The sequence below is a fragment of the Lignipirellula cremea genome (genome assembly GCF_056501455.1).
The window spans coordinates 6,077,959-6,101,854 of sequence record NZ_CM151415.1; the positions used below are offsets into that span (position 1 = coordinate 6,077,959).

The window sequence follows — 23,896 nt, forward strand, 5'->3', positions numbered from 1 at the left end:
CTTCCCGCCGACGGCGTCCCGCGTGATCCACGCCGGCGAACACGGACTGCGTAACGGCGAACGCTTCGAGCGACCGCCTGCGATCCGTCGACTCCCGTCTCGCGTCTCTCCTGGGGATGCGAGGGCGGCTTCCGTGGCGATCGCCCTGCCGCCCGCCCGTTCTGAATGTCGTCAGGCGGGGGGAACTGCAGCGACTCCCGGGAGTTTTCCGGAAAAACTTCCGGGGCGGTCCTTCGCGCCGGCGGGGGCGCCGGGTACAAACAGCCCTTTTCCGGTTTTCCGCGGATCGGGCCCCTTTCGGCACGATTCCGCCACGGATCGAAGCGAAGAACTGGCAAGCGGCGATGGCCAAGCAACAAATCGGAGAGGCGAAGTTCAACGTCAAGGGAGGGCAGGCTACGCCCGCTCCCCCGGTCGGTACCGCCCTCGGTAAGTTCGGCATCAACCTCGGTCAGTTCGTCTCGCAGGTGAACGAGCGGACTCGCGAATTCAACGGGATCCCCATCCCGGTGGTCGTGCGGGTCTTCAACGACCGCTCGTTCGAGTTCGATACCAAGAGCCCTCCCGCCGCGGCGCTGCTGAAGATCGCCGCCGGGATCGCCAAGGGATCGGGCGTTCCGAACAAGACCAAGGTCGCCACCGTCACTCGCGAGCAGCTCGAATCGATCTGCGAACAGAAGAAGGCCGACCTGAACGCGCGCGATATCGACCATGCCCGCCGCATGATCGAAGGAACCGCGCGGAGCATGGGTATCGAGGTGGCCGAGGGCTGATTCGATCCGCTGAACGCCGAAACGGCAGTCGGAATCCTGACACGGGTTCCCCGCCCGGTTCGGCTGGAGCAGAACGAAAAGCTCGCGGCTCGCCGCGACTGAAAGCACCGCGTCCTCCGAAGTCGAGCCGAGGCCCAATGCCTTCCGGCTTTCGGGCGGTTCGCGGGAGGACTTACGAACACATACGCTCACCGCGAACATCGTCGCGATCGAGCGGTCCGTTTTCAGACGAAATCAGGAAACACATGACGAAGCGCTCCAAGCGTTACGAGGCGCTGACGGAGCTTCTGCCGAAGGGGCCTGTGGCTCCCGCGGAAGCGGTCGCGACGCTGAAGAAGTTCGCGACGACGAAGTTCGACCAGACGGTCGAAGTCCACATGCGTCTCGGAATCGATCCGAAGCAGGCGGACCAGATCGTCCGCGGCTCGATCGTGCTGCCTCACGGCATCGGCAAGATCCAGCGCGTCGTGGTCTTCGCCAAGGGCGACCAGGCGAAGGCGGCGGAAGCGGCCGGCGCCGATCAGGTCGGACAGGAAGACCTGGCCAACCGGATCAAGGAAGGCTGGACCGACTTCGACGTCTGCATCGCCGCCCCGGACATGATGGGCCTCGTCGGTCCGCTCGGTCGCGTGCTCGGCCCCCGCGGCCTGATGCCCTCCCCTCGCGCCGGCACGGTCACCCCCGACGTCGGCGGCGTGGTCAAGGAATACAAGGCCGGTAAGGTCGAGTTCCGCAACGACTCCTCGGGCATCGTGCACGCCCAGGTCGGCAAGCTGAGCTTCGACGACGGCAAGCTGCAGGACAACGTGCGGGCCTTCATCGATTACATCCTCGGCCTGAAGCCCAACTCGGCCAAGGGTCACTACGTCAAGTCGATCTACATCACCGCGACGATGAGCCCTTCGATCCAGGTCGCCGCCTAGCGGCGACGAGCGATCCAGGTCGCTGCGTAAGCGTCTTCTGGAACGAACTGCCATCCCTCGCGTCACGAACCACCCGACTCCGAACTGCTCTGCCTGATCTGCCGGCCGCGTCCTTCCCTGAGGAGCGACGATTCGGCCCGGACAGGCGGAGCGCCCGACCGGCCCCGCGTCTGACTTGCGGAGCGCCCGGTTAACAGAGCCAAAGAGAGCTTCCCATGAGTCGATACGTCAAAGGCCTGGTGATCGACGACATCCGTCGGCGTCTCGAAGGCATCGAAGATGCCGTCGTCGTCAACGTCGTCGGAATGACGGCGAACAACGCGGTCAAGCTTCGCAAGGAACTTCGCCAGAAGGAGTTCGGCCTGCTCGTCGTGCGGAGCAATCTGGCCCGCCTGGCGACGAAGGGGACGGGCCTCGAAAGCGCGTTCTCCGCCGGCACCGAAAGCAAGAATCCCTACTCGGGTTCCACGGCGATCATCTGGGGCGGGGCGGACTTCGTCTCCCTGGCCAAAGAGGTGACCCGCCTGGCCGACGGCTCGGACTACAAGCAGTTCGAGACCAAGGGCGGCGTGATGGACGGCGAGCATCTCTCGTCGGATCGCGTCAAGGAAATCAGCAAGTGGCCCAGCCGCGAAGAGCAACTCTCGCTGCTGGTCGGACAGATCCTCGGACCGGGTCGCAACCTGGCCGCGGCCCTGCTCGGACCGGGAGCGGCTCTCGCCAGCCAGGTCAAGAAGAAGAGCGAAGAAGCGGCCTGACGCTTTTTCGCTTCGATACGAACACGCGAGCCGACTGCGGCTCGATGCGAATAACGCGAGCCGACTGCGGCTCGACAGGAAACTCGGCGGGCCCCCGGGCTCGACACGAACTAAGGCGGGCGACAGGGCCCGGCTCCAATTCTCGGTAACGGTTCTCGGAAAGGGCATTAGCCAGCCATGTCGGACACTGCCACCCTCGAAGTCTCGGAAGATCTGAAGACGATCGGCGACAAGATCGCCGGCCTGACGCTGAAGGAAGCCAAGTCCCTCAGCGACTACCTCAAGGATGCCCACGGCATCGAGCCGGCCGCCGGCGGCGGCGTCATGATGGCGGCCCCGGCCGCTGCCGAAGCTGCCCCCGCGGCGAAGACCGAGTTCGACGTCGAGCTGACCAGCTTCGGCGACAAGAAGCTCGACGTCGTCAAGGTCGTCAAGGACCTGTGCGGCCTGTCCCTGATGGACGCCAAGAAGACGACGGAGTCCGCTCCGACCGTCCTGAAGCCGGGCGTCGCCAAGGACGAAGCCGAAGCGATGAAGAAGAAGCTCGAAGAGGCCGGCGCCACCGTCACCCTCAAGTAAGGGTTACGGCGCGACCAGCGCTACCGAGAAGATTCGCAGGGCGTTCGCGTTCGCGCCCTGTCGACGTCCCGTGCCGCGGCGGATCCGAGAGGCTTTTCCGCGGTTCGAACGGGACGTACGACGGGGTCCGGGGCGAGCGCCTTCCGAGTTTCCAGACTGTCCCGGCCTCTCCAGAGTTCGGTCGGGGCTCTTTCGTCGTCGAGATCCGGGATTTCGTCGGCACACCTGGCTCCGCGTCGGGAAAAACTGGCTTCGGGCTTGCATAATTCGGGCCAAACGATTTGCAACCCCTGCCCTTCTTTCCTAGAATGCGGATTGTCGGGTCGGCTCCGCGCCAGGTTCTGCGCCTCCGTCGTTCGCTGGAAGTTCGCCTGCGGGCTGCTGGCGGATGGATGACGCCTCCCGACCTGCCTTTCCTCGACGGGTGGTTCCTGTTGTTTTGCTGGTCGCCCCCGGAAGCAGCTCTTCGGAACTGTTTTTCCGCGCTACCCGGGTTGCCGCGCTTCCGGTGCGCGCACTTGGCGTCGCGCATCGCCGCGTCCGTCCTGTACTCGGTCTTGCCCGCGACCGCGGGGTCGTCGTTAGCGGCTCGCTGGGGCCTCGTCGCGATCGAAACGTTATCGGCATCGGTTGCCGGGATCCGCTCGATTTCGACGCTCGCCCGCCCGCTAATTTCGTACGGCTCCGCCTCCCGTTTCTCGCGTGCCTCTTGAAGGAGCTTTCGCGCTTATGGCTACTACGGCCCACCGCAGGTTGCAGCCGCAAGAGATCCGTCGCTTCGGCTCGGGTCTCGGGATCGATTTCGACCGGGTCAACCTGACCGAGATCCAGACTCGCTCCTACAAGGCGTTCCTGCAGGAGGACAAGGAGCCCACCGGTCGCGACGACGTCGGCCTGGAGGCCGTGCTGCGCGAGATCTTCCCGATCGAGAGCTACGACGGCTCGACCAAGCTCGAGTACCTCCGGTACGAACTGGGCAAGCCGCGGTTCACTCCCGAAGAGTGCCGCCAGCTTCGCCTGACGTACGGCAAGCCGTTCCGCGTCTGGCTGCGCCTCAACAAGGAACAGCCGGTCGAGGAAGAGGTCTACCTGGGCGACCTGCCGATCATGCTCGGCGGGGGCGAGTTCATCATCAACGGCGCCGAGCGCGTCGTGGTGAGCCAGCTTCATCGCAGCCCCGGCGTCGACTTCGTTCTCGAACAGGACGTCACCACCGATCGCAAGCTCCCGAGCTGCCGGATCATCCCGGAACGGGGAAGCTGGATCGAGATCAATATCACGAAGAAGGACTCGCTGACGGTCCGCATCGACCAGTCGGGCAAGTTCCCCGCCACGACGTTCCTCCGCGCGATGGACCCGCGGTACTCTTCGGACGCCGACATCCTCCGCGCCTTCTACAAGGCGGAATCGGTCAAGATCGTCGACAGCCGCAGCGCGGCGAAGATCGAAGGCAAGGTCGCCGTCGACGACGTCATCTACCCCGCCAGCAGCGACCGCGCGGGCGAGGTCATCGTCGAGGCCGGCAAGCGGATCACCCGCGACAGCGCGGAGACCATCGCCACCTCGGGCGTCACGACCGTCGAGATTCTCGAGCCGCCGAAGGGGAACCTCCTCTTCAACTGCCTCGACGATCCGCAACAGCCGCGAAGCCACGAAGAAGCCCTGCTCCGCATCTACCAGCGTCTCCGTCCGGGCAATCCGCCCAACCTGGAGAAGGCGCGGCAGCTCTTCAACGAAAAGTTCTACGACGTCAACCGCTATCGCCTCGGTCGCGTCGGTCGCTTCCGTCTGAACCGCAAGCTCGCGCAGAGCGTGCCGGAAGACGTGATGACCCTCCGCCCCGAGGATCTGATCGCGGCCCTGCAGTACCTGATCGAGCTCGGCTCGGGCGGGGACAATGCGGAAATCGACGACATCGACCACCTGGGCAACCGGCGCCTCCGCACGATCGACGAGCTGGCGGCCGAGGAAATGCGGAAGGGCTTCCTGAAGCTCCGCCGTACGGTCCAGGAAAAGATGAACATGAAGGACGTCACGGACCTCAGTCCGCGAAGTCTGATCAACCCCAAGAGCGTCTCGGCAGCGATCGAATACTTCTTCGGACGGGGCGAACTTTCGCAGGTCGTCGACCAGACCAACCCTCTGTCGCAGCTCACGCACGAGCGGCGTCTGTCGGCGCTCGGCCCGGGCGGTCTGAACCGGAAGCGTGCCGGCTTCGAAGTCCGCGACGTCCACATCTCCCACTACGGACGCATCTGCCCGATCGAAACCCCGGAAGGGACGAACATCGGTCTGATCTCCAGCCTGGCGATCTTCGCCGGCGTGGACGACTACGGCTTCCTGATCACGCCGTACCGGATCGTCAAGGACGGCAAGGTCACGGAGAAGACCGTCTGGCTTCGCGCCGACGAGGAAGGCGACGCCTTCGTCGCTCCGGCCGACGTCCGGATCGAGAAGGGGAAGATCGTCGGCAGCGAGATGATGGCGGGCAACGTCATCGCCCGCTTCCGGAGCGACTTCAAGCTCGTGCAGCCGAGCGAGATCAGTTACATGGACGTCGCCCCCAGCCAGATGGTGGGCGTCTCCGCGGGTCTGATTCCGTTCCTGGAGCATGACGACGCGAACCGCGCGCTCATGGGCTCCAACATGCAGCGTCAGGCCGTTCCGCTCCTCGTCACCGAGCCGCCGATCGTCGGCACGGGACTGGAGAAGGAAGTCGCCCGCAACTCGTCGATGGTCGTCGTCGCCGCGAACGCCGGCACGGTCTCCTACGCCGACGCCGAGCGGATCGAGATCGGCAACGACATCTACCGCCTGAAGAAGTACGTCGGCCTGAACGAGCGGACCTGCCTGAACCAGAAGCCCCTCGTCAAGCCGGGCGACAAGGTCAAGCAGGGCGACGTGATCGCCGACGGCGCCGCGACGTTCCAGGGCGAACTGGCCCTGGGTCGCAACGTCCTCGTCGGGTTCATGTCGTTCGACGGCTACAACTTCGAGGACGCGATCATCATCAGCGAAGAGCTGGTGAAGGCCGACACGTACACGTCGATCCACATCGAAGAGCTCGACGTCGAAGTCCGCGACACCAAGCTCGGACGCGAAGAGTTCACTCGCGACATCCCCAACGTCAGCGAGAAGGCGCTTCGCAATCTCGACGAACAGGGCATCGTGCAGGTCGGCACCTACGTCCGACCGGGCGACATCCTGGTCGGCAAGATCTCGCCGAAGAACAAGACGGAGCTGACCCCCGAAGAGAAGCTCCTGCACGCGATCTTCGGCAAGCACGGCGACGACGTGAAGAACGAGTCGCTGGAGGTCCCCTCCGGCATCGAGGGGATCGTCATCGACACGATGAAGTTCTCCCGCCGGCTCGGCATGTCGGACGACGAGCGCAAGGCCTTCGACAAGACGGCCCGCGACATGGAGTCCAAGGGGAACGAGCGCGTCGCGGCGATCTTCACCGAAATGGTCGAGGCCATGGAGAAGGTCACCGGCAAGGCGCTGACCGACGAGGACGAAGTGCCGCTGGTGCGCGACCAGACCACCAAGGCGGTCTACGAGCACGCGACGAAGTTCAAGCTGTCGCAGATCGTCGGACGCCTGCGGAGCGAGGAGCGCGTGGCCCAGATCGAAGAGATCTACGGCCAGTACTCCGGCAGGCTCGAAAACGCGATCGACGAACGCGACCGTTCGCTGAACAGCCTCAAGCGGGGCGACGAGCTCCGCCAGGGCGTGCAGCAGATGGTCAAGGTCTACATCGCGACCAAGCGGGTGATCTCGGTCGGCGACAAGATGGCCGGTCGTCACGGTAACAAGGGCGTCATCGCCAAGATCCTGCCGGTGGAGGACATGCCCTTCCTGCCGGACGGTACGCCGCTGCAGATCCTGCTCAACCCGCTCGGCGTGCCGAGCCGTATGAACGTCGGGCAGATTCTGGAGACCCACCTCGGCTGGGCCGGCTCGAAGCTCGGCTTCCAGTCGATCACGCCGGTGTTCGACGGCGCCTCGGAAGAGGACATCAACGAGGCGCTCGAGGCGGCGGGACTTCCGCGGCACGGCAAGGCCCGTCTGCACGACGGACGGACCGGCGAGCCGATGGATCAGGAGACGACCGTCGGCTACATCTACATGCTCAAGCTGCATCACCTGGTGGACGACAAGGTCCACGCCCGCAGCACGGGCCCCTACTCCCTCATCACCCAGCAGCCGCTGGGCGGTAAGGCCCGCTTCGGCGGTCAGCGGTTCGGCGAGATGGAGGTGTGGGCGCTCGAGGCGTACGGCGCCGCCTACATCCTGCAGGAGCTTCTGACGGTCAAGTCGGACGACGTCGAAGGCCGCACGAAGATTTACGAGTCGATGGTCAAGGGCGAGAACACGCTCGAAGCCGGCACGCCCGCCAGCTTCGACGTGCTCACCAACGAGATCCGCGGCCTCGCGCTCAACATGCAGCTCGAGAAGCGCAGCTCGTAAGCGACGTCGAAGCAGTCCCTGCCTGAGCGGAGGGCGTAAGCCCTCCGAGTCTGGATCCAATCAGCGACATCGGCCTCGGGGGACTCTCGTCCCCTGCTCGGGAAGATTCGCTTTCGAAATACAAGGTCCGCGCGGCGGACGGCTCCGGCGACCCCGGAACGTCCGCCTACTTTTCGGAGCCGTTCATGAGCGCAACAGAGACGTCGTACGACCGCATCAACGACTACGCCTCGGTCAAGATCAGCCTGGCCCGGCCCAGCGACATCCGCGGCTGGTCGTTCGGCGAAGTGAAGAAGCCCGAGACGATCAACTACCGCACGTATCGTCCGGAAAAGGACGGCCTGTTCTGCGAGAAGATCTTCGGGCCGGAGAAGGACTGGGAGTGCAGCTGCGGCAAGTACCGCGGCATGAAGTACAAGGGGATGATCTGCGACCGCTGCGGCGTGAAGGTCGCCCACTCCCGCGTGCGCCGCAAGCGCATGGGCCATATCGAACTGGCCGCCCCGGTCGTCCACATCTGGTTCTTCAAGGCGATGCCCAGTCGCTTGGGGAACCTGCTGGAGATGAAGACGACCAGCATGGAAAAGATCATCTATTTCCAGGACTACGTCGTCATCGATCCGGGTCAGACCGACCTCAAGCCGCAGCAGTTGCTCACGGACGAGGACTACCGCAGCGCCGTCGCGCAGTGGGGCGTCGGATCGTTCGAAGCCGACATGGGCGCCGAGGCCGTTCGCAAGCTCCTCATGCGGCTCGACCTGGTTCCGTTGTCGGAGCAGCTCCGCATCGAACTGGGGACCTCCAAGTCGCAGCAGCGCAAGAAGGACCTGGTCAATCGCCTGAAGATCGTCGAGTCGATCCGCGACAGCGATAACCGTCCCGAGTGGATGGTGCTCGACGTCGTCCCGGTCATCCCTCCCGATCTGCGCCCGCTGGTTCTGCTCGAATCGGGCAACTTCGCGACGAGCGATCTGAACGATCTCTATCGCCGGATCATCAACCGCAACAACCGCCTCAGGAAGCTGGTCGACCTGAACGCGCCGGACGTCATCATTCGCAACGAGAAGCGAATGCTGCAGCAGTCCGTCGACGCGCTGTTCGACAACAACCGCTGCAAGCGCCCGGTGCTCGGCTCCAGCAATCGCCCGCTGAAGTCGCTGACCGACATGATCAAGGGCAAGCAGGGTCGTTTCCGCGAGAACCTGCTCGGCAAGCGCGTCGACTACTCGGCCCGTTCGGTCATCGTGGTCGGTCCGCGGCTCAAGCTGCACCAGTGCGGTCTGCCCAAGAAGATCGCGCTGGAGCTGTACCAGCCCTTCATCATCCGCAAGCTCAAGGATCTCGGCCACGCCGACACGATCAAGAGCGCCAAGAAGATGCTGGAGCGCAAGGACGAGGAAGTCTGGGACATCCTCGAATCCGTGATCCAGAACCACCCGGTGCTGCTCAATCGCGCTCCCACGCTTCACCGCATGGGCATCCAGGCGTTCGAGCCGGTGCTGGTCGAAGGGAACGCGATTCACCTCCATCCGCTCGTCTGCCGCGGCTTCAACGCCGACTTCGACGGCGATCAGATGGCGGTCCACCTGCCCCTCTCGATCGAGGCGCAGGTCGAAGCGCACACGCTGATGATGTCGACCAACAACATCTTCGCGCCCTCGAACGGCAAGCCCATCATGAGCCCGTCGCAAGACACGGTCATGGGCTGCTACTTCATCTCGCTCATCCTTCCCGTCCGCAAGGGCGAGGGGATGACGTTCGCATCGCTGGAAGAGGCGGATCTGGCGTACTCGCAGGGGGTCATCGACCTGCATGCGAAGATCCGGGTGCGTCTCCCCGGCCATCGCAAGCTGAAGCTGGACGAGGACACCCTGATCCAGCCGAAGGGTCTCGTCGAGACGAGCTTCGGGCGCATCATGTTCAACCTGATGCTCCCCCCCGGCATGCCCTTCTACAACCTGCCGATCCGCGGCGCCGAGTTGTCGATGGTGATCTCGGATACTTATCAGTATCTGGGTCGCCGGGCGACGATTCAGCTCCTCGACGACATGAACCAGCTCGGCTTCCGCGAAAGCACGCGGTCGGGCCTCTCGTTCGCCGCCGACGACCTGATCACGCCGGTCGAGAAGGTGAAGATCATCGAGGAGGCGGAGAAGAAGGTCCTCAAGCTGAAGAAGGCGTACGAGAAGGGCGCCATCACCGACGACGAGCGTTACCGCCAGGTGCTCGACATCTGGACGCAGGTCCGCGAGAACATCTCGAAGACCATGCTCGAGCAGATGAAGAACGACGACCACGGCGGCACCTGGTACGTCAACCCGGTCTACCTGATGGCCCACTCCGGCGCCCGCGGCGGTATCGAACAGATCCGCCAGCTCGCCGGGATGCGCGGACTGATGTCCAAGCCGACGGGCGAAATCATCGAGACGCCGATCAAGGCCAACTTCCGCGAAGGCCTGTCGGTGCTCGAGTACTTCTCCTCGACGCACGGCGCCCGTAAGGGTCTGGCCGATACGGCTCTGAAGACCGCCGACTCGGGTTACCTGACCCGTAAGCTGGCGGACGTCGCTCAGAACGTCGTCATCACGGTCGAAGACTGCGGCACCAAGCAGGGCATCACCAAGGGCGTCATCTACCGCGGCGAAAAGGTCGAGGTGCGTCTGGCTCACGCGATCAAGGGTCGCGTCAGCCGGCACAACATCGCCGACCCCGTCACGGACGAGGTCATCGTTCGCGAGAGCGAGATGATCACGCCCGAGATCGCCCAGAAGATCGAGAAGCTCGGCCTGGAGAAGATTCAGGTCCGCAGCCCCATGACCTGCGAAGCGGCCCTCGGCGTCTGCCAGAGGTGCTACGGCATGGACCTCTCGACGAGCAACCTCGTCGAACAGGGCATGGCCGTCGGCATCATCGCGGCCCAGTCCATCGGCGAGCCGGGCACCCAGCTCACGATGCGAACCTTCCACATCGGCGGCGCCCACACCGGCGAACTCGAAGAGAAGGAAATCAAGAGCGGCAAGAAGGGCATCGTCAAGTTCACCCGCGTCAACGTCGTGTTGAACGAGGAAGGCAATCGCGTCGTCCTCAATCGAAACGGCGAAATCTCGATCGTCGACGCCAAGGGGCGCGAGCTCGAGAAGTACGCGATCCCCACGGGCGCCGTGCTGCGGGTGGCCGAAGACGAAGAGGTGAAGGAAAGCCAGGTGCTCCTCGAGTGGGACTCCCACTCGATCCCGATTCTCTCGGCCGTCGCCGGTCGCGTCCGCTACGAGGACGTCATCGAAGGCGAATCGATGCGGACCGAGCGCGACGCCGCGGGCGGTACGCGCCGCACGATCATCGACCACAAGGGCGATCTGCGTCCGCAGATGGTGCTCGAAGACGCGCAGGGCAAGGCGCTCGACGTCTACTACCTGCCGGAACGCGCGACGCTCGTCGCGGACGAAGGCGCCGAAATCCGCGCCGGCGCCGTGCTGGCGAAGATGCCTCGCGAAGCCCGCGGCATCGCCGACATCACCGGCGGTCTCCCCCGCATTACGGAAATCTTCGAGGCTCGCAAGCCGAAGGATCCCGCCGTGATCGCCGAGATCGACGGCGAGGTCGAAATCCTGCAGGAGAAGCGCCGCGGCAAGCGGACGTTCGTCGTCCGCAGCGACGCGGGGATCGAGCGGGAACATCTGGTTCCCCAGGGCAAGCACAACCTCGTTCACACCGGGGATTACGTGAAGGCGGGTCAGGCCCTCGTCGACGGGCCGCTCGTCCCCCACGACATCCTCCGCGTGTCGGGCGAGGAAGCCGTGCATCAGTACCTGATGCACGAGATCCAGCAGGTCTATCGCAGCCAGCGGGTCGACATCAACGACAAGCACCTGGAGATCATCGTCGCCAGGATGCTCCGCAAGGTGAAGATCGAGAACCCGGGCGACACCAAGCTCCTGTCGGGCCTGGTGATGGACAAGTTCGAATTCCGCAAGGCGAACGACGCCATCGCCAAGTGCGTCAAGATCGTCGAATCGGGCGACAGCGACTACGAAGTGGGCGCCATCGTTCCGAAGGAAGCGTACGAAGAGACGAACCAGCGGATCGAAGGCCTGGGAGGCGCTCCCGCCAAGGGAACGCGCACCAAGAAGGCGACCGCAAGCACGCAGTTGCTCGGCATCACCAAGGCCTCGGTGCAAAGCTCCAGCTTCATCTCCGCCGCCTCCTTCCAGGAGACGACGAAGGTGCTGACCGAAGCGGCGCTCGCCGGCAAGGTCGACCACCTGGTCGGCCTGAAGGAGAACGTCATCCTGGGTCACCTGATCCCCGCCGGCACCGGTTTCCGCCGGTTCCAGGACTCGGAAGTGAAGATCAAGCTGGAAGCCCTGCAGCAGTCCAGCAAGTCCGCCGGCAGCGTCCTGGAAGCGAGCTACCCGCTCCTCTCCAGCGCTCCCAAGCCGGGCGAAGAAGGCGAAGCCGAAGGCTGAACGCCTTCCTGACGATCGCCGCCTGAAAACGGCGAGTTGAAAACCGAAGAGCCCCGGCGGAATCCGCCGGGGCTCTTTCTTTATCCTGGCGAGCGGAGGGGGGAGCGTTCCGCGCAGGCCACGCCGGTCGTCGGACAACCCGCGATTCGGAACGAAACGCGGATCGAACCGCGTTCCGAGAGAAGCGAACGTCGCGAAACCCGAAAGATCACGGAACCTGCGCGACTTCGCCGCCGCCGACGCTGGATGCGTTGCGGTAGACGTTGATGTCGATCGTCTCCGAGACGAACTTCACGGCTCCGTCGCCCATGCAGAACTGGGCGCCGCCGGGATGCCGGCTGCGGAAGGAATAAACGTTCGGCCAGTCGCCGGCGTTGTTGTAACCAGGCTGTCCCGCCTTCAACGCGTTGTTCAGCGGAATCGCGCAGGTTCCGGTCGCATGGTTGGAATAGGCCCAACCGGAGTGAACGTTCCTGGCCGGAAGGTCCTCGCCCACCATCAGCGTATTGCTGAGACCGTCGGTGACGATGGCAAGGCGCCGCTTGCCCTTGAATACGTCGCGACGATAGAAAAACCCGTTGCCGGCGTCGAGACCGTTGTTGCCTCCGGTGGGCGGCGTGTAGACGAAGGTGCCCCACGCCCAGTTGGAGCCCGCCACGCCCTTGTAAGACGAGCCGGAGTATTGCGTGCCGCCCGGGAAGTTCGCACGGTCGGTGTATATTTCCGACCCATCGTCGCTCGGGCAGCGAAGCGTCGGAAGCACGGTAGCGAACAGAGGAAGCACGAGATCCATGCTGCCGTTCGCGATGTTCATTTGATCGTATAGCGGTTGCTGCTCCATGTAGGGAAGGCTCCGCGCGATCCAACTCCATTGCCTGACGCCGGTCGCGTAGCAGCACCCGCTGTTCGTGATCTCATCTCCGTTGTACGGCAGGCGTCGTTGGGTGTCATGGAAGTTATGAACCATGATCCCTGTCTGCTTCAGGTTGTTGCCGCAACTCATGCGGTTGGCCGCCTCGCGGGCCGCCTGGACGGCAGGCAGCAGCAGCGCCACCAGGACGCCGATGATGGCGATCACTACGAGCAATTCGACGAGCGTGAAGCCGCCGCGAGTCCTGGGATTCATGCGCGAGCCCTTTCGAATGACAGACGAGAAGATCGAATTAGAAAGCGATACCGAACGCCGCATTCCGAACGATCCCGCCTGGAACGTCGTCGACCGAGGCTGCCGGGCTCCGTGCGTTCGCCCTGGGTTCGTATTGGATGCGGAGAGTACGAGTCGTCAGGGTTTCCCGACGAGCGTCAGGTCGTACGCGCCGGGCGCCGCGTCGGAGACGACGTCCACGCGCAGGTCGGTCGTCTCGGCCTTGCCGTATTTCGCCGGAATGATCGACTTGGGAAGCGAGTAGGGATCGCCGGGGTTCATCGGCACCGACGAAGTGACGACGACCTTATACGCGCCGACCGGCGCGCCCGGGACGTCGCCCGTGATGAGCGTGTAGGTTCCGTCTTCTCCGATGGTTCCCACGACGAGAGGCATCGGTGTCGGAGGAGGAGTCTCCGGGACGAACGTGACCGATCCGCCTTTTAGCGGGACGCCGTCATGTGTGACCTTGCCTTCGACCTGAGACGTCGCGATCCCTCCGCAACCCGAGAGGCAAACAGCGACCAGCGCAAGACAGGCATAGAGAGGGCGTGCGGAGTTCATAGCGACCATCGCGAAAATGATTGAACTCGCCGCGCGGAATCCGTCGAACGATGGCGCGCAGAGCCGATCCGCTCATGAAGCGCGGCAGGTGCGGGGACGGCCGTACGGCGACCGAGTCGAAGAACGAGAGAAGAAGCTTCGACGTCTGCCGAGCGATCCGGACAGACGAAGAAGGTCGGTTATCAGATGAGCGATAGAAGAGGCCGTCTAAGCGTCCCCAACCGAGCGGAGGGGGGCGGTCGCACGCAACTCAGTCGCTCCCTGGCGAAATGTTTGCGTGCTTTCGATCGGCAGCATTCGTTGTAACCGGCGTCTTCGACGCCAACAAGAATAATTCTCTCCATGCGCCCTTTACGCACCGGGCGCTCCGCCATCCGGAAATGCCGCCCCAGCGTTCCTCACCCATCGGCCTGCGAAACCGGCATTGAACCGTTCCACGTATTTTTCGTACTCTCGCACGGAAGAAGGGACTTTTCTCTCCTGCGCGAGGGCGTCGGGACATGCGCGGACTTGCGGTCCATCTCGTCGCGCTCTGGGCGATCTGCGGCGGCGTTTTCTTTTACAGCCTCGATCGATTCCCGCTCTGGGATCGCGACGAACCGCGAAACGCGGGCGCCGCCATCGAGATGCTGGAACGGAACGACTGGGTCGTGCCGTATTTCAACGGCGAGGTCCGGGACGCCAAGCCCGTCCTGCTGTACTGGCTCATCATGGGCGCGTACCAGGTCTTCGGGGTCGGCGAGTTCGGCGCCCGGTTCTTCTCCGCCGTCGCCGCGACCGGGACGGTTACGTGCACCTACCTGATCGGTCGCCGCATCTGGAACGCCCGTGCGGGCGGCATGGCGGCGCTCGCGCTCGCGACGACGTTGATGATGAACGTCGCGGCGCACGCGGCGACGCCTGACAGCCTGCTCGTCTTCTGCGTCTCGCTCGCCCTCTGCCTGTACGTGCGCGGAACGTTCGCCCGGTCGGAGGCGAAGGATTTCGACGACAGTCTGGCCACCTGCGGCAAGCTGGAACGCGACTTCCCCCGCCTGGGAACGGCGACGCTGATGTTCGCCGTGCTGGGCGTCGGCCTGCTGGCCAAGGGGCCGGTCGCGTTTCTTCTGCCGATGGCGGCGATCGGGCTCTTTCGCCTGATCGTGCGACTGCCGAAAAGCGACGTCCCCCCCGTGGCGAACACGACCCGCGGCTCCTGGCTGATCGCGGGACTGGCCGTCGGCTGGATCGCCGCCGTGATGCTGGTCGAAGCGACGCTCGGGATGAAGCTCGCCCTGCTCGTCGCCGCCGCGATCGGTGCGACGCTCTGGTTCGTCGGGCCGCCGCAACTGACCAGTTGGCTGCGCGTCTTCGCGCCGCTCCATTTCTGGAAGACGCTGACGACGATGCGTCCGCTCTACGGGGCGCTGATCGCCTGCGTCGTCGCGGCGCCCTGGTACGTCTGGGTCGGCATCCGCACGAACGGAGAATTCCTGGAAGCCTTCTTCCTGTACGAGAACCTCGCCCGGGCGTCGACGCCGATGGAGGGTCACGACGGCGGCCTGTGGTTCTATCCCGGTACGATTCTGGTCGGCGCCTTCCCGTGGAGCGTGCTCGCCCTGCCGATCGTGATGGCGACTGTCCGGCGCCTGCGCGATCGCGGGGAGCCTTCGCGGCAGGCGCTGCTGTTCGCGATCTCCTGGTTCGCGGTCGTGGTCGGCCTGTTCAGTCTCGCACAGACCAAGCTCCCCAGCTACGTCACGCCCTGCTATCCCGCGCTCGCCCTGCTCTGCGGCCACTTCCTGTCGCGGATGCCGCGGCCCGGATTCGAGCCGCTGCCGTGGGTCCGTCGCCTGGCGTTCGGATCGATGATCGCGGTCGGCGTCGGGATGCTGATCGGCCTCCCCTTCGCGCTCGTGGACCTGCTGCCGAACTCGGTCTGGCTCGCGTCGCTGGGTCTGATTCCGCTGCTGATCGGCATCGCGTGCCTCTACTTCGCGGAGCAGCATCGCTGGTCCAGCGTACGCAACGTGTTGGCCTTCGGCGCCTTCGCCTGGACCATGCTCGTCTTCTCGGTCGCGCTCGCCGAAGTCGGCAAGTACCAGCGCTGCCAGGGGATGCTCTCCACCGTGCGCGTCGATTACGAGCGACAGAATCTGGTCGCCTTCGCGCGGCTGGAACCGAGCTGGGTCTTCTACAGCCGGCATCGCATTCCGCTCTTCGCGGGCGAAGAGTTCGAGAAGCTGAAGAGCCACCTGCAGGAACGCCCCGAGACGCTGGTCATCACCACGCGGACGCTCTGGGACCAGATGCCGGAGGAGTCCGCCCGCGACTTCGAATCGGTGATGGAGACGCCCTACTTCCTGCGGGACGAGACGCTGGTGCTGCTGGAGCTTCGCAAGGACTCCGCCATCGCCCGAGCGGACGCGTCCACCGACGGCGCGAGCACGAACGCCGACCCGGATCGAGACAAGGGCGACGCGCCCGTCGACGTCGCCCGCCGGCCGGACGAGATCGGGACGACGCGGTGACGCGACGGTCGATCTCCGACGTCGGCAGGCCTTCTTCGATCAACGCCGCCGCACGCAGACGACGGAGCGAAATCGCACGCGTCATGAGCCGATTCGCTTAACCGCGGTAGCGGCGAAACCTACAATCGGCAGGAACGCCAGTCGCGGCGCGGGAACGGTTTCACGCCCCGTGACTTCGGTAGCAGCCAAAGCGAAGAAGGGCGCGGAGCGCCGCCAGGAGGCGGTTCGGCTGACGAGTTCGGATGCCGTGGCGAAAAGTTCTGGACTGTCGGCGTCCGCCTTGAGATCCTCAAGGGAAGGCGACATCGATAGCCGTCGAGCAGTCCTCGGCCGCTCAAGCTGGTTCGAATTCGCGGTCCCTTGCGAGAGCGGCTACTGAACTCTAGCGTGAGGCGGGACGCGACTTTCGCCCGGAGGAGCGCTCGATGAAGCGGACAATCCGTCCACCGAAGCCGCTGAGCCCCGACGATCGGCTGAGACACCTTCCTTACGCATTCCGGCACACGAGCGCGACGCTCGGCTGGCATGGGCTTCGTGTCGAACACAACTCGCAGCAGCCCGCGAGCGACATCGTCCACCCGCCCCTCGAATGTCTGTGGCTCATGCTCACAGGCGAGACCTTTCCGGAGCGTACCGATCACGGTTGCGATGATGCCCGGCACCACGGGGACGGCATGCCGCACGCGGTGAATCTCCTGCCGCCAGGCGTGGAGAGCCGATGGCGGTGGCGCAACACGATCGACTCGACCCACTACCAGTTGTCGTTGACTCTGGTCGCCAAAGTGGCTGAAGAGGCATTCGATCTCGACCCGGACCGCGTTCATTTTCCGGTTCGCTACTACGACCGATCCAGCCCCGAGGTGATCGACACCCTCAGAGCCCTTCGCCGCGAGCTGCTCACCGGCGGGCCAGGCGGGCGACTATGTGCCGAGTCGCTGGCGAACGTGCTGGTCGTCCAGCTGATTCGACAGATGTCCAATCGGCAGAGTTCGAACGGGGTGGTCCGTGGGTCGGGCGGCCGACTGTCGCGACATACGTTGCGGGCGGTCGAAGAGTACATCCAAGCCCACCTCGACCGAAACATCGCCCTGGCCGACCTCGCCGATGTCGCCCACCTGAGCGAATTTCACTTCGCCCGGCTGTTCAAGCGGACGACGGGCCTGCCGCCGCATCAGTTCGTCATCCGCCAGCGCGTCGAGCGCGCCAAGCGACTCATCGCCGCGGGGCGGCTCTCGCTCGCCGAGATCGCCGTCGACGTCGGCTTCAGCGACCAAAGCCAACTCACCCGGCACTTCAAGCGGCTCGTCGGCGTCACCCCCAAGCGATTCTCCTGAAGAGAGCAAGAACCGCCGAAAGGTCCGCAAGAACCGCCGATACCCTCCTGATCCGGTCATCTACTCTGTTCTGCCAGACATCGCGGCGTCGCGGTGCAGAACCGACGACTCTTCTCTTCAGGAGAAAAGTGATGGCCGAAGTCAACAAGTGGATGATCGACCCGGACGACGCGGTGATGCTGCTGATCGACCACCAGAGCGGGCTGTTCCAACTGGTCCGGGACATCGATCAGCCCACCCTCCGTGCGAACGCCATCGCCCTCGCCAAGGTGGCCCGATTCTGCAAGATCCCGACCATCACGACGGCCTCCGTCCCTGACGGCCCGAACGGCCCGCTCATTCCCGAAATTCACCAGCAAAACCCGGAGGCCGTCTACATCCCGCGGACGGGACAGGTCAACGCCTGGGACAACCCGCCTTGGGTCGAGGCCATCGAGAAGACCGGCCGCAAGACGCTGCTCATCGCCGGTACGCTCACCAGCGTCTGCATGGCGTTCCCGGCGCTCAGCGCTGTCGAGGCCGGGTACAAGGTGTTTTGTATCGTGGACGCCTCGGGCAACTCGTCGAAGATGGCGACGGACCTGACCATCGCCCGCATCACCCAGGCCGGGGTTATGCCGATCGACACGTTCGCCGTTCTAGGCGAACTGATGAAGACATGGAACCGCCCCGACGCGATGGACTTCGCGGCGGTCATGGTGGGCCTCCTCCCGCCCTACGGAGCGCTGATGGAGAGCTACGACAAGGCCCAGAGCGTGCAACGCGACGGACACGAAACCAAACTGGACAAGTTCGAGGCCGGCCAGGCGAAGAAGTGATCGGCGCTCATTGAGGGAGCGAAGACGCCGAACCAGACGCTGCAGCCGACGGCGGGGGTAGGTAGGTTTTCCCATATTCGTAGCTCACTCGGCCCCCGCCGCTTCTGAGCTTGGTTGTTCGGCGGCGGAGGGCACACGGATGGTTCGCGACGGTTGGCATGATCTGGTCGAGCAACTTCGTGGCTCGGCCTATCAATTCGGCTTGATGACGCCCGACGCACCAGTCCACCGCATCGACTTCGATACGGGCCTCACCGATGCCGAGGTCGTCGCCGTTGAGAGTCGATACGGGTTCCGATTCCCGCCCGACCTTCGCGCGTTCCTGCAGACTGCCCTCCCGAAAGGACCACGATTTCCAGACTGGCGTTCGGGGGATGAGGCAGCGATTCGGGAGTGGCTCGACATCCCGCGTCGAGGCGTGCTATTCGATATCGAGAGCAACGGGTTCTGGTTGGATGCGTGGGGGCCGCGCCCCACGTTGGCGGTCGAGGCGCTACGTCGGGGCGACGAGCTACTGTCGGCCGCGCCGCGGTTGATTCCGATCTACGGCCACCGCATGATGCCGGACGAGCCGAACCTGCCCGGCAATCCGGTGTTCTCCGTCCACCAGACGGATATTATCCACTACGGGTTCGACTTGACCGACTACCTCCAGCATGAGTTCCACCTGCGGGGCCGAGAGCCGTGGCCCGACGAATTGCGGCCGATCCGGTTCTGGGATCTCGACCAATTCCAAGATGTGCGCTGGGGGCCGGACGGCAGTTGCGTCTTCGACAACAGTCGCCGTCAACTCCCGTAGCCAATGCACGCCGAACCAGGCGCTGCACCCGACCGGCGCTGCATGTTCGATTTCGGGAGTTCATGGTCGCTGAGCGGCCTCGGCTGCACAGCCGGACCGTTCCTCGACTTGGATGAGTATCGCAATGAAAGCGATGGTACTTACGTCATTCGGCGGCCCGGAATCGTTCGAACTTCGTGACGTACCCAAGCCCGTGCCGCACGCGGGCCACGTCCTGGTCCAGGTACATGCGACCTCCGTCAATCCGTTGGATTACCAGGTCCGACGCGGCGATTACTCCGACTTGACGCCGCTGCCGGCAATTACCGGGCACGACGTATCGGGCGTCGTCGAAGAGGTCGGTCCGGGCGTGACGAACTTCTCTCCTGGGGACGAGGTCTGGTACACCCCGCAAATATTCGACGGGCCAGGCAGTTACGCCGAGTATCACGTCGCTTCGGAAAGCACTGTCGGAAAGAAGCCTGCTTCGTTAAGCCATCTTGAGGCGGCGAGCCTGAGTTTGGTCGGCGGGACGGCGTGGGAAGCGCTGGTCGTACGCGCTGCGGTAAGAGTGGGGGAAAGCGTTCTGGTGCATGGCGGCGCCGGAGGAGTCGGACACGTGGCGATCCAGCTCGCGAAAGCCATGGGAGCGAGGGTGTTCACCACGGTGCGCGATGCGAACTTCGAGTTCGCACGAACGTTGGGAGCCGATGTGATCATCGACTACCGAAACGAGGATTATGTCGACGCCGTCATGCGGGAAACGAGCGGCCGCGGAGTCGACGTCGTGTTCGACACCATCGGCGGCGACGCATTGTCGCGCAGCCCCGGCGCGCTCGCGCAACTTGGCCGCGTCGTCACGATCGTCGACACTGCACAGCCGCAAGACCTTATGCAGGCCTGGGGCAAGAACGCGAGTTATCACTTCGTATTCACGAGACAGAACCGCGGCAAGCTCGATGATTTGAGCGCATTAGTAGAGCGCGGTCAGCTGCAGCCGCACGTCGGCGCCGTCTATTCGCTTGCCGATGTTCCGCTCGCCCATGCCCGGCTGGAGAGTCGCGACAACGGCGTTCAAGGAAAGATCGGGATCGCCGTCAGGGCTTCGTAGGGCTGGCGCCCTCGCCTGCCACGGCAGCGAGTACAAAGTTTCTGGCAGGCGAGGGCGCCAGCCCTACAAGAGAAGAGACGCTCAAGAGAAGCGAAGCTCAGAACAGCTTCCCTGCCGAACCGGCCGCGAGCATCTGCGCGATCTTCCGCGCCGTCACGGAGAGCGGAAGCGCCGCCATCTCTTCCGGCGACGCCCAGCGCTGGTCGGGGCGATGTTCACTGGGTCGCTGCGTTCGCCCTCCCCTGCCCTTCCGGCGCACCGTCGCTTCCAGGCAGACGAGCGTGATGCGGAACCGCGTCACGCCATGCTTGAGCACGGCGAACGCGCCCGCGAAGTCGAGCGCCTCGCCCACGATCGCCTCAGCCTGCGACAGCGTCGCCTCGGGCTTCGCGGGATCTCCCGCCGTCGCAGCGTCGTTGCCGCGGGAAGAATCCGTCGCGCCGAGTCGCACGAAATCCCACAGCCCGGCCCAGCGTTCGTCGGTCCCCCGCTGCCTGAGGAAGACGCGATCGCCGTCGCGCACGATCCAGAGCGTCTCTTCGACCGACTCCCAATTCGGCGGTCGCTTCGGCGTCGGGATGCGATCGACGCGATCCGAGGCGTAGGCGTCGCACTGCTTCGCGACGGGACATTCCGCACAGTGCGGACGCTTCGGCGTGCAGACCAGGCTGCCGAGGTCCATCAGCGCCTGATTGAACTTTCCCGGCTCTTCCCGCGGCAGCAGGGCCTCCGCGATCGCCCAGAGCCGACGCTGCGACGCGGGCTTCGTCAGGTCATCTTCGATCGCCGCTAGTCGCGCATAAAGCCGCTGCGTGTTCGCTTCGACGATGGGCGCTTTCGCGTCGAAGGCGAACGAGGCGACCGCGCCCGCGGTGTAGCGTCCGACCCCGGGCAACGTCTGGATCGTCTTGACATCCTGGGGAAAGTGTCCGCCGAAGCGCTGAACGGTTTCCTGGGCCGCCCGATGCAGCGATCGGGCCCGGCGGTAATAGCCGAGTCCTTCCCATAGCCGGAGCACGTCCTGCTCGTCGGCCGCCGCCAGCGACGCGACGTCCGGAAAGCGAGTCAGGAACCGTTCGTAGTACGGAACGACGGTCGCCGCCTGCGTCTGCTGGAGCATGATCTCGCTGACGAGGATCGCGTACGGATCGTGCGTCTCCCGCCACGGGAGCGACCGGGCGTGCTTCGCGTACCAGTCGCGGGCCGCCGCCCGGAATCGCGTCCTGACGCCTGCCGACGACTCGATGCGGCTCGCTCCGATAGCCAAGCGGGAGAACTCCGTTTCTCGAGGAAGGGGGACGGCACGGCCGAATCGCCCATTCTATCGGCGACGGGGAACGATCGGCGGACCTCGAATCGCCGCAGGGACGGAGCGGGGCGGCTTCGCGGGGAGATGAACGAAAGTCGGCGCAGGAACGGGATCGGCGACCCCCGGATGGGTAGAATGACGGACCGCCTCTCGTCCGATCGCTAGCTGACCGCTCGCCACGCGATGAACGATCTTTTCGCCACGCTTCTTTCGGTTCGTACGCTCGCTCTCCTGGGCGCCGCGTGCTTCTGTTTCTCCGTGGACGTGCGCGCGTACGACACGAAGAGTCCGGAAGTCGTCGACATGGTGAAGAAGGCGGTCGCCTTCCTGGAGTCGGACGAGGCGAACTCCAGCATGCACCAGTACGGCGCCCCGGGCGTGATCGCCTACGCGCTGCTCAAGTCAGGCGCTTCTGCGGACCATCCGAAGATCCAGTCCGCCGTCGCCAGCATTCGCGAGCGAGTGAAGGGGCCGCCCGAGTCCTGGGAAGGCGAAGAGGGATCGATCTATGCCCTCTGCGTCGCGCTGATTCTGCTTTGCGAAGTCGACGGCCAGCAGAACTCGACCGAGATCCAGAAGCTGCTCGACCGGCTTCTCAAGCGGCAGCACCAGTCGGGCTGCTGGGGCTATAGCCAGACTCCTTCGGAGGGCGACACATCGCAGCAGCAGTACGCGATCCTCGCCCTCTGGACGGCCGACTACAACGGCTTTCAGGTCCCGACCGACGCGATCGAACGGGGCCTGAACTGGCTCATGCGAGTGCAGGATCCCCAGGGTCGATACACCTACAAGCCTCAGGATCCCGGCAGCTTTCAGCCGATCAACCAGAACGCTCAGGCGTTTCGCCCCAGCCTCCAGGCGGCGGGCACGGGCTCGCTGTACGTCGCGGGCGACATGCTGAGACTGGTCTCGAAGTCGGAAGCGGACGACGAAGAGATTCTGCCGCCCGCGCTGCGAATGGTGAAGGAGGACACGACGCGTCCCGGCGCTCCGCGCAAGGTCGAGAACGTCCGCGAGGACATCTTCAAGCAGCGGGTCGGAATGGCCGACAACGGGTTCGCGGCGATGTACTCGATGACCTCGCCGTGGCAATTCTATTACCTCTACACGCTCGAACGCTACGCGAGCTTTCGCGCGAACTCCACTGGCTGGCGCGAAACCGGCTGGTACGACGACGGCGTCAAATTCCTGAAGGAGAAGCAGGCGAAGGACGGCAGTTGGTCCGGATCGGAACCGACCACGGGCAAAGGCGTCGACACGGCCTTCGGCGTCCTGTTCCTGGTCCGCAGCACGGCCAAGTCGATCCAGAAGAAGATCCAGCGCGAAGGTCTGCTGCTCGGCGGCATGGGTCTGCCGACCGATACGACCAACGTCCGGATCCGCGGCGGACGCGTCGTCGGGATGGAACTCTCCAAGAACCTCGATGACCTGATCGGTATGCTCGAAAGCGAGAACGCCCAGGAAGATATCGACGTCCTCGCCCAGCAGATCGAGCAACTGGAGATCGTGCCGGGCGCCAGGCTGGACGACGCGCAGACCGCGCGGCTCAATCGCCTGGCCGGCCATCCGGCTTACGAAGTCCGCATCCTCGCTGCGAAGGCGATGATGCGCTCGCGAGACGTTCGGACGGCGACCGCGCTGATCTACGCTCTCTCCGATCCGGACGAGCGCGTCCGCTCGGCGGCGGTCGACGGCCTGCGATTCATCAGCCGACGCTTCGACGGCGACGGCCTGCCGCCCGACCCGAGCAAGCTGGAGATCGAGAAGGTCCAGACTTACTGGCGCGCGTGGTATCGCAACGTCGCTCCGCCTGGTTCGCCGGTGCAATGATGCGCACGCTGATTCTCGTCGTCGCAGGCTCGCTGCTGGTCGCGGTCGCCGGCTGCGAGCCGCCGGAAGATCAGTTGCTCCCCGTCTTCGGACCGGAGGCCGTCACGACGGTCGAGTCCGCCGAATCCGTCACCGCGGAGAGGCTGATCCATAACAGTTTTCATCGCCCGCGGTCGAGCGAGTACGAAGCGCAGGGCCAGCCGGTTCCGCTCTCCGCCGATCAGCGGGCGCGCCTGAAGAAGATCCTCCTCGACCCGCGGTCGTATGACCTCGCCAGCGCGAAAGGCTGCATGCCGCTGTACGGCGTGCGCCTGCGATTCGAAGACGCTGCGGGCAAGATCGTCGACGTGCTCCTCTGCTTTCAGTGCAAGACGCTCGCCGTCTACCGCGACGACCTGGAAGTCGGCGACGAAGATTTCGATTCGGTTTCTGAAGAACTCGCCGAGTTGATGCAGGAACTCTTTCCCGATGACCCGGCGATCGCGGAACTCTGAAGCGGCTTCCTTGCGCTTCGCCGGCGCCGCCTCCA

The 23,896-nt window shown here is 64.6% G+C and carries 16 protein-coding genes; 13 read left to right on the forward strand and 3 right to left on the reverse strand.

Going from position 1 to position 23,896, the window contains the following annotated elements; all coding sequences use genetic code 11:
• Positions 1-344: 344 nt before the first annotated feature.
• From rplK to rpoC, 6 genes are all read left to right on the forward strand, one after another.
• Positions 345-773, forward strand: a complete 429-nt coding sequence (gene rplK / locus SH602x_RS23935; protein WP_479470611.1) for a 50S ribosomal protein L11 — start codon at positions 345-347, stop codon at positions 771-773.
• 245 nt (positions 774-1,018) lie between these two features.
• Positions 1,019-1,696, forward strand: a complete 678-nt coding sequence (gene rplA / locus SH602x_RS23940; protein ID WP_479470610.1) for a 50S ribosomal protein L1 — start codon at positions 1,019-1,021, stop codon at positions 1,694-1,696.
• 215 nt (positions 1,697-1,911) lie between these two features.
• Positions 1,912-2,454: a 50S ribosomal protein L10 gene (rplJ, locus tag SH602x_RS23945; protein ID WP_479474658.1), complete on the forward strand. Its 543-nt coding sequence runs from the start codon at positions 1,912-1,914 to the stop codon at positions 2,452-2,454.
• Between the two features lie 177 nt (positions 2,455-2,631).
• Entirely contained in the window at positions 2,632-3,033 is a 402-nt protein-coding gene (gene rplL / locus SH602x_RS23950) for a 50S ribosomal protein L7/L12 (protein WP_479470608.1), read from the forward strand.
• A gap of 729 nt (positions 3,034-3,762) precedes the next feature.
• Complete coding sequence (gene rpoB / locus SH602x_RS23955) at positions 3,763-7,503, forward strand: DNA-directed RNA polymerase subunit beta (protein ID WP_479474659.1); 3,741 nt, start codon at positions 3,763-3,765, stop codon at positions 7,501-7,503.
• A gap of 185 nt (positions 7,504-7,688) precedes the next feature.
• Positions 7,689-11,969: a DNA-directed RNA polymerase subunit beta' gene (gene rpoC, locus SH602x_RS23960; RefSeq protein ID WP_479474660.1), complete on the forward strand. Its 4,281-nt coding sequence runs from the start codon at positions 7,689-7,691 to the stop codon at positions 11,967-11,969.
• Between the two features lie 208 nt (positions 11,970-12,177).
• Here rpoC and SH602x_RS23965 read toward each other — a convergent pair whose 3' ends face one another.
• Both SH602x_RS23965 and SH602x_RS23970 read right to left on the reverse strand, forming a co-directional pair.
• Positions 12,178-13,095 carry a DUF1559 family PulG-like putative transporter gene (locus tag SH602x_RS23965; RefSeq protein ID WP_479474661.1) on the reverse strand — a complete coding sequence of 306 codons (918 nt, stop codon included), beginning with the start codon at positions 13,093-13,095 and terminating at the stop codon, positions 12,178-12,180.
• Positions 13,096-13,251: 156 nt separating this feature from the next.
• On the reverse strand, positions 13,252-13,509 hold the full coding sequence (locus SH602x_RS23970; protein ID WP_479474662.1) for a hypothetical protein: 258 nt from the start codon (positions 13,507-13,509) through the stop codon (positions 13,252-13,254).
• A gap of 668 nt (positions 13,510-14,177) precedes the next feature.
• Between SH602x_RS23970 and SH602x_RS23975 the strand changes: the two genes are divergently transcribed.
• The 5 genes from SH602x_RS23975 to SH602x_RS23995 all read left to right on the forward strand — a co-directional run bounded on the left by SH602x_RS23975 (position 14,178) and on the right by SH602x_RS23995 (position 20,228).
• Positions 14,178-16,187: an ArnT family glycosyltransferase gene (locus SH602x_RS23975; protein WP_479474663.1), complete on the forward strand. Its 2,010-nt coding sequence runs from the start codon at positions 14,178-14,180 to the stop codon at positions 16,185-16,187.
• Positions 16,188-16,612: 425 nt separating this feature from the next.
• Positions 16,613-17,521, forward strand: a complete 909-nt coding sequence (locus SH602x_RS23980; RefSeq protein ID WP_479474664.1) for a helix-turn-helix domain-containing protein — start codon at positions 16,613-16,615, stop codon at positions 17,519-17,521.
• A gap of 131 nt (positions 17,522-17,652) precedes the next feature.
• Entirely contained in the window at positions 17,653-18,339 is a 687-nt protein-coding gene (locus SH602x_RS23985) for an isochorismatase family protein (protein ID WP_479474665.1), read from the forward strand.
• A 139-nt stretch (positions 18,340-18,478) separates the two neighbouring features.
• Entirely contained in the window at positions 18,479-19,138 is a 660-nt protein-coding gene (locus tag SH602x_RS23990; protein WP_479474666.1) for an SMI1/KNR4 family protein, read from the forward strand.
• 124 nt (positions 19,139-19,262) lie between these two features.
• Positions 19,263-20,228, forward strand: a complete 966-nt coding sequence (locus SH602x_RS23995) for a zinc-dependent alcohol dehydrogenase family protein (protein ID WP_479474667.1) — start codon at positions 19,263-19,265, stop codon at positions 20,226-20,228.
• A 97-nt stretch (positions 20,229-20,325) separates the two neighbouring features.
• Here the strand turns inward: SH602x_RS23995 and mutY are convergent, their stop codons facing one another.
• Positions 20,326-21,495 (reverse strand): A/G-specific adenine glycosylase, encoded by a 1,170-nt coding sequence (gene mutY, locus SH602x_RS24000; RefSeq protein ID WP_479474668.1) that lies wholly within the window; start codon positions 21,493-21,495, stop codon positions 20,326-20,328.
• A gap of 225 nt (positions 21,496-21,720) precedes the next feature.
• Between mutY and SH602x_RS24005 the strand changes: the two genes are divergently transcribed.
• Both SH602x_RS24005 and SH602x_RS24010 read left to right on the forward strand, forming a co-directional pair.
• On the forward strand, positions 21,721-23,367 hold the full coding sequence (locus SH602x_RS24005) for a HEAT repeat domain-containing protein (protein ID WP_479474669.1): 1,647 nt from the start codon (positions 21,721-21,723) through the stop codon (positions 23,365-23,367).
• Positions 23,364-23,861, forward strand: a complete 498-nt coding sequence (locus tag SH602x_RS24010) for a hypothetical protein (protein ID WP_479474670.1) — start codon at positions 23,364-23,366, stop codon at positions 23,859-23,861. Before SH602x_RS24005 ends, SH602x_RS24010 begins: the two co-directional genes overlap by 4 nt.
• Positions 23,862-23,896: the final 35 nt, after the last annotated feature.

What these genes read in the sequence shown, in the direction of transcription:
- rplK (WP_479470611.1), top strand. Translation starts at nt 345, where the DNA reads ATGGCCAAGCAACAAATCGGAGAGGCGAAGTTCAACGTCAAGGGAGGG.
- rplA (WP_479470610.1), top strand. Translation starts at nt 1,019, where the DNA reads ATGACGAAGCGCTCCAAGCGTTACGAGGCGCTGACGGAGCTTCTGCCG.
- rplJ (WP_479474658.1), top strand. Translation starts at nt 1,912, where the DNA reads ATGAGTCGATACGTCAAAGGCCTGGTGATCGACGACATCCGTCGGCGT.
- rplL (WP_479470608.1), top strand. Translation starts at nt 2,632, where the DNA reads ATGTCGGACACTGCCACCCTCGAAGTCTCGGAAGATCTGAAGACGATC.
- rpoB (WP_479474659.1), top strand. Translation starts at nt 3,763, where the DNA reads ATGGCTACTACGGCCCACCGCAGGTTGCAGCCGCAAGAGATCCGTCGC.
- rpoC (WP_479474660.1), top strand. Translation starts at nt 7,689, where the DNA reads ATGAGCGCAACAGAGACGTCGTACGACCGCATCAACGACTACGCCTCG.
- SH602x_RS23965 (WP_479474661.1), bottom strand. Translation starts at nt 13,095, where the DNA reads ATGAATCCCAGGACTCGCGGCGGCTTCACGCTCGTCGAATTGCTCGTA.
- SH602x_RS23970 (WP_479474662.1), bottom strand. Translation starts at nt 13,509, where the DNA reads ATGCCTCTCGTCGTGGGAACCATCGGAGAAGACGGAACCTACACGCTC.
- SH602x_RS23975 (WP_479474663.1), top strand. Translation starts at nt 14,178, where the DNA reads ATGCGCGGACTTGCGGTCCATCTCGTCGCGCTCTGGGCGATCTGCGGC.
- SH602x_RS23980 (WP_479474664.1), top strand. Translation starts at nt 16,613, where the DNA reads ATGAAGCGGACAATCCGTCCACCGAAGCCGCTGAGCCCCGACGATCGG.
- SH602x_RS23985 (WP_479474665.1), top strand. Translation starts at nt 17,653, where the DNA reads ATGGCCGAAGTCAACAAGTGGATGATCGACCCGGACGACGCGGTGATG.
- SH602x_RS23990 (WP_479474666.1), top strand. Translation starts at nt 18,479, where the DNA reads ATGGTTCGCGACGGTTGGCATGATCTGGTCGAGCAACTTCGTGGCTCG.
- SH602x_RS23995 (WP_479474667.1), top strand. Translation starts at nt 19,263, where the DNA reads ATGAAAGCGATGGTACTTACGTCATTCGGCGGCCCGGAATCGTTCGAA.
- SH602x_RS24005 (WP_479474669.1), top strand. Translation starts at nt 21,721, where the DNA reads ATGAACGATCTTTTCGCCACGCTTCTTTCGGTTCGTACGCTCGCTCTC.
- SH602x_RS24010 (WP_479474670.1), top strand. Translation starts at nt 23,364, where the DNA reads ATGATGCGCACGCTGATTCTCGTCGTCGCAGGCTCGCTGCTGGTCGCG.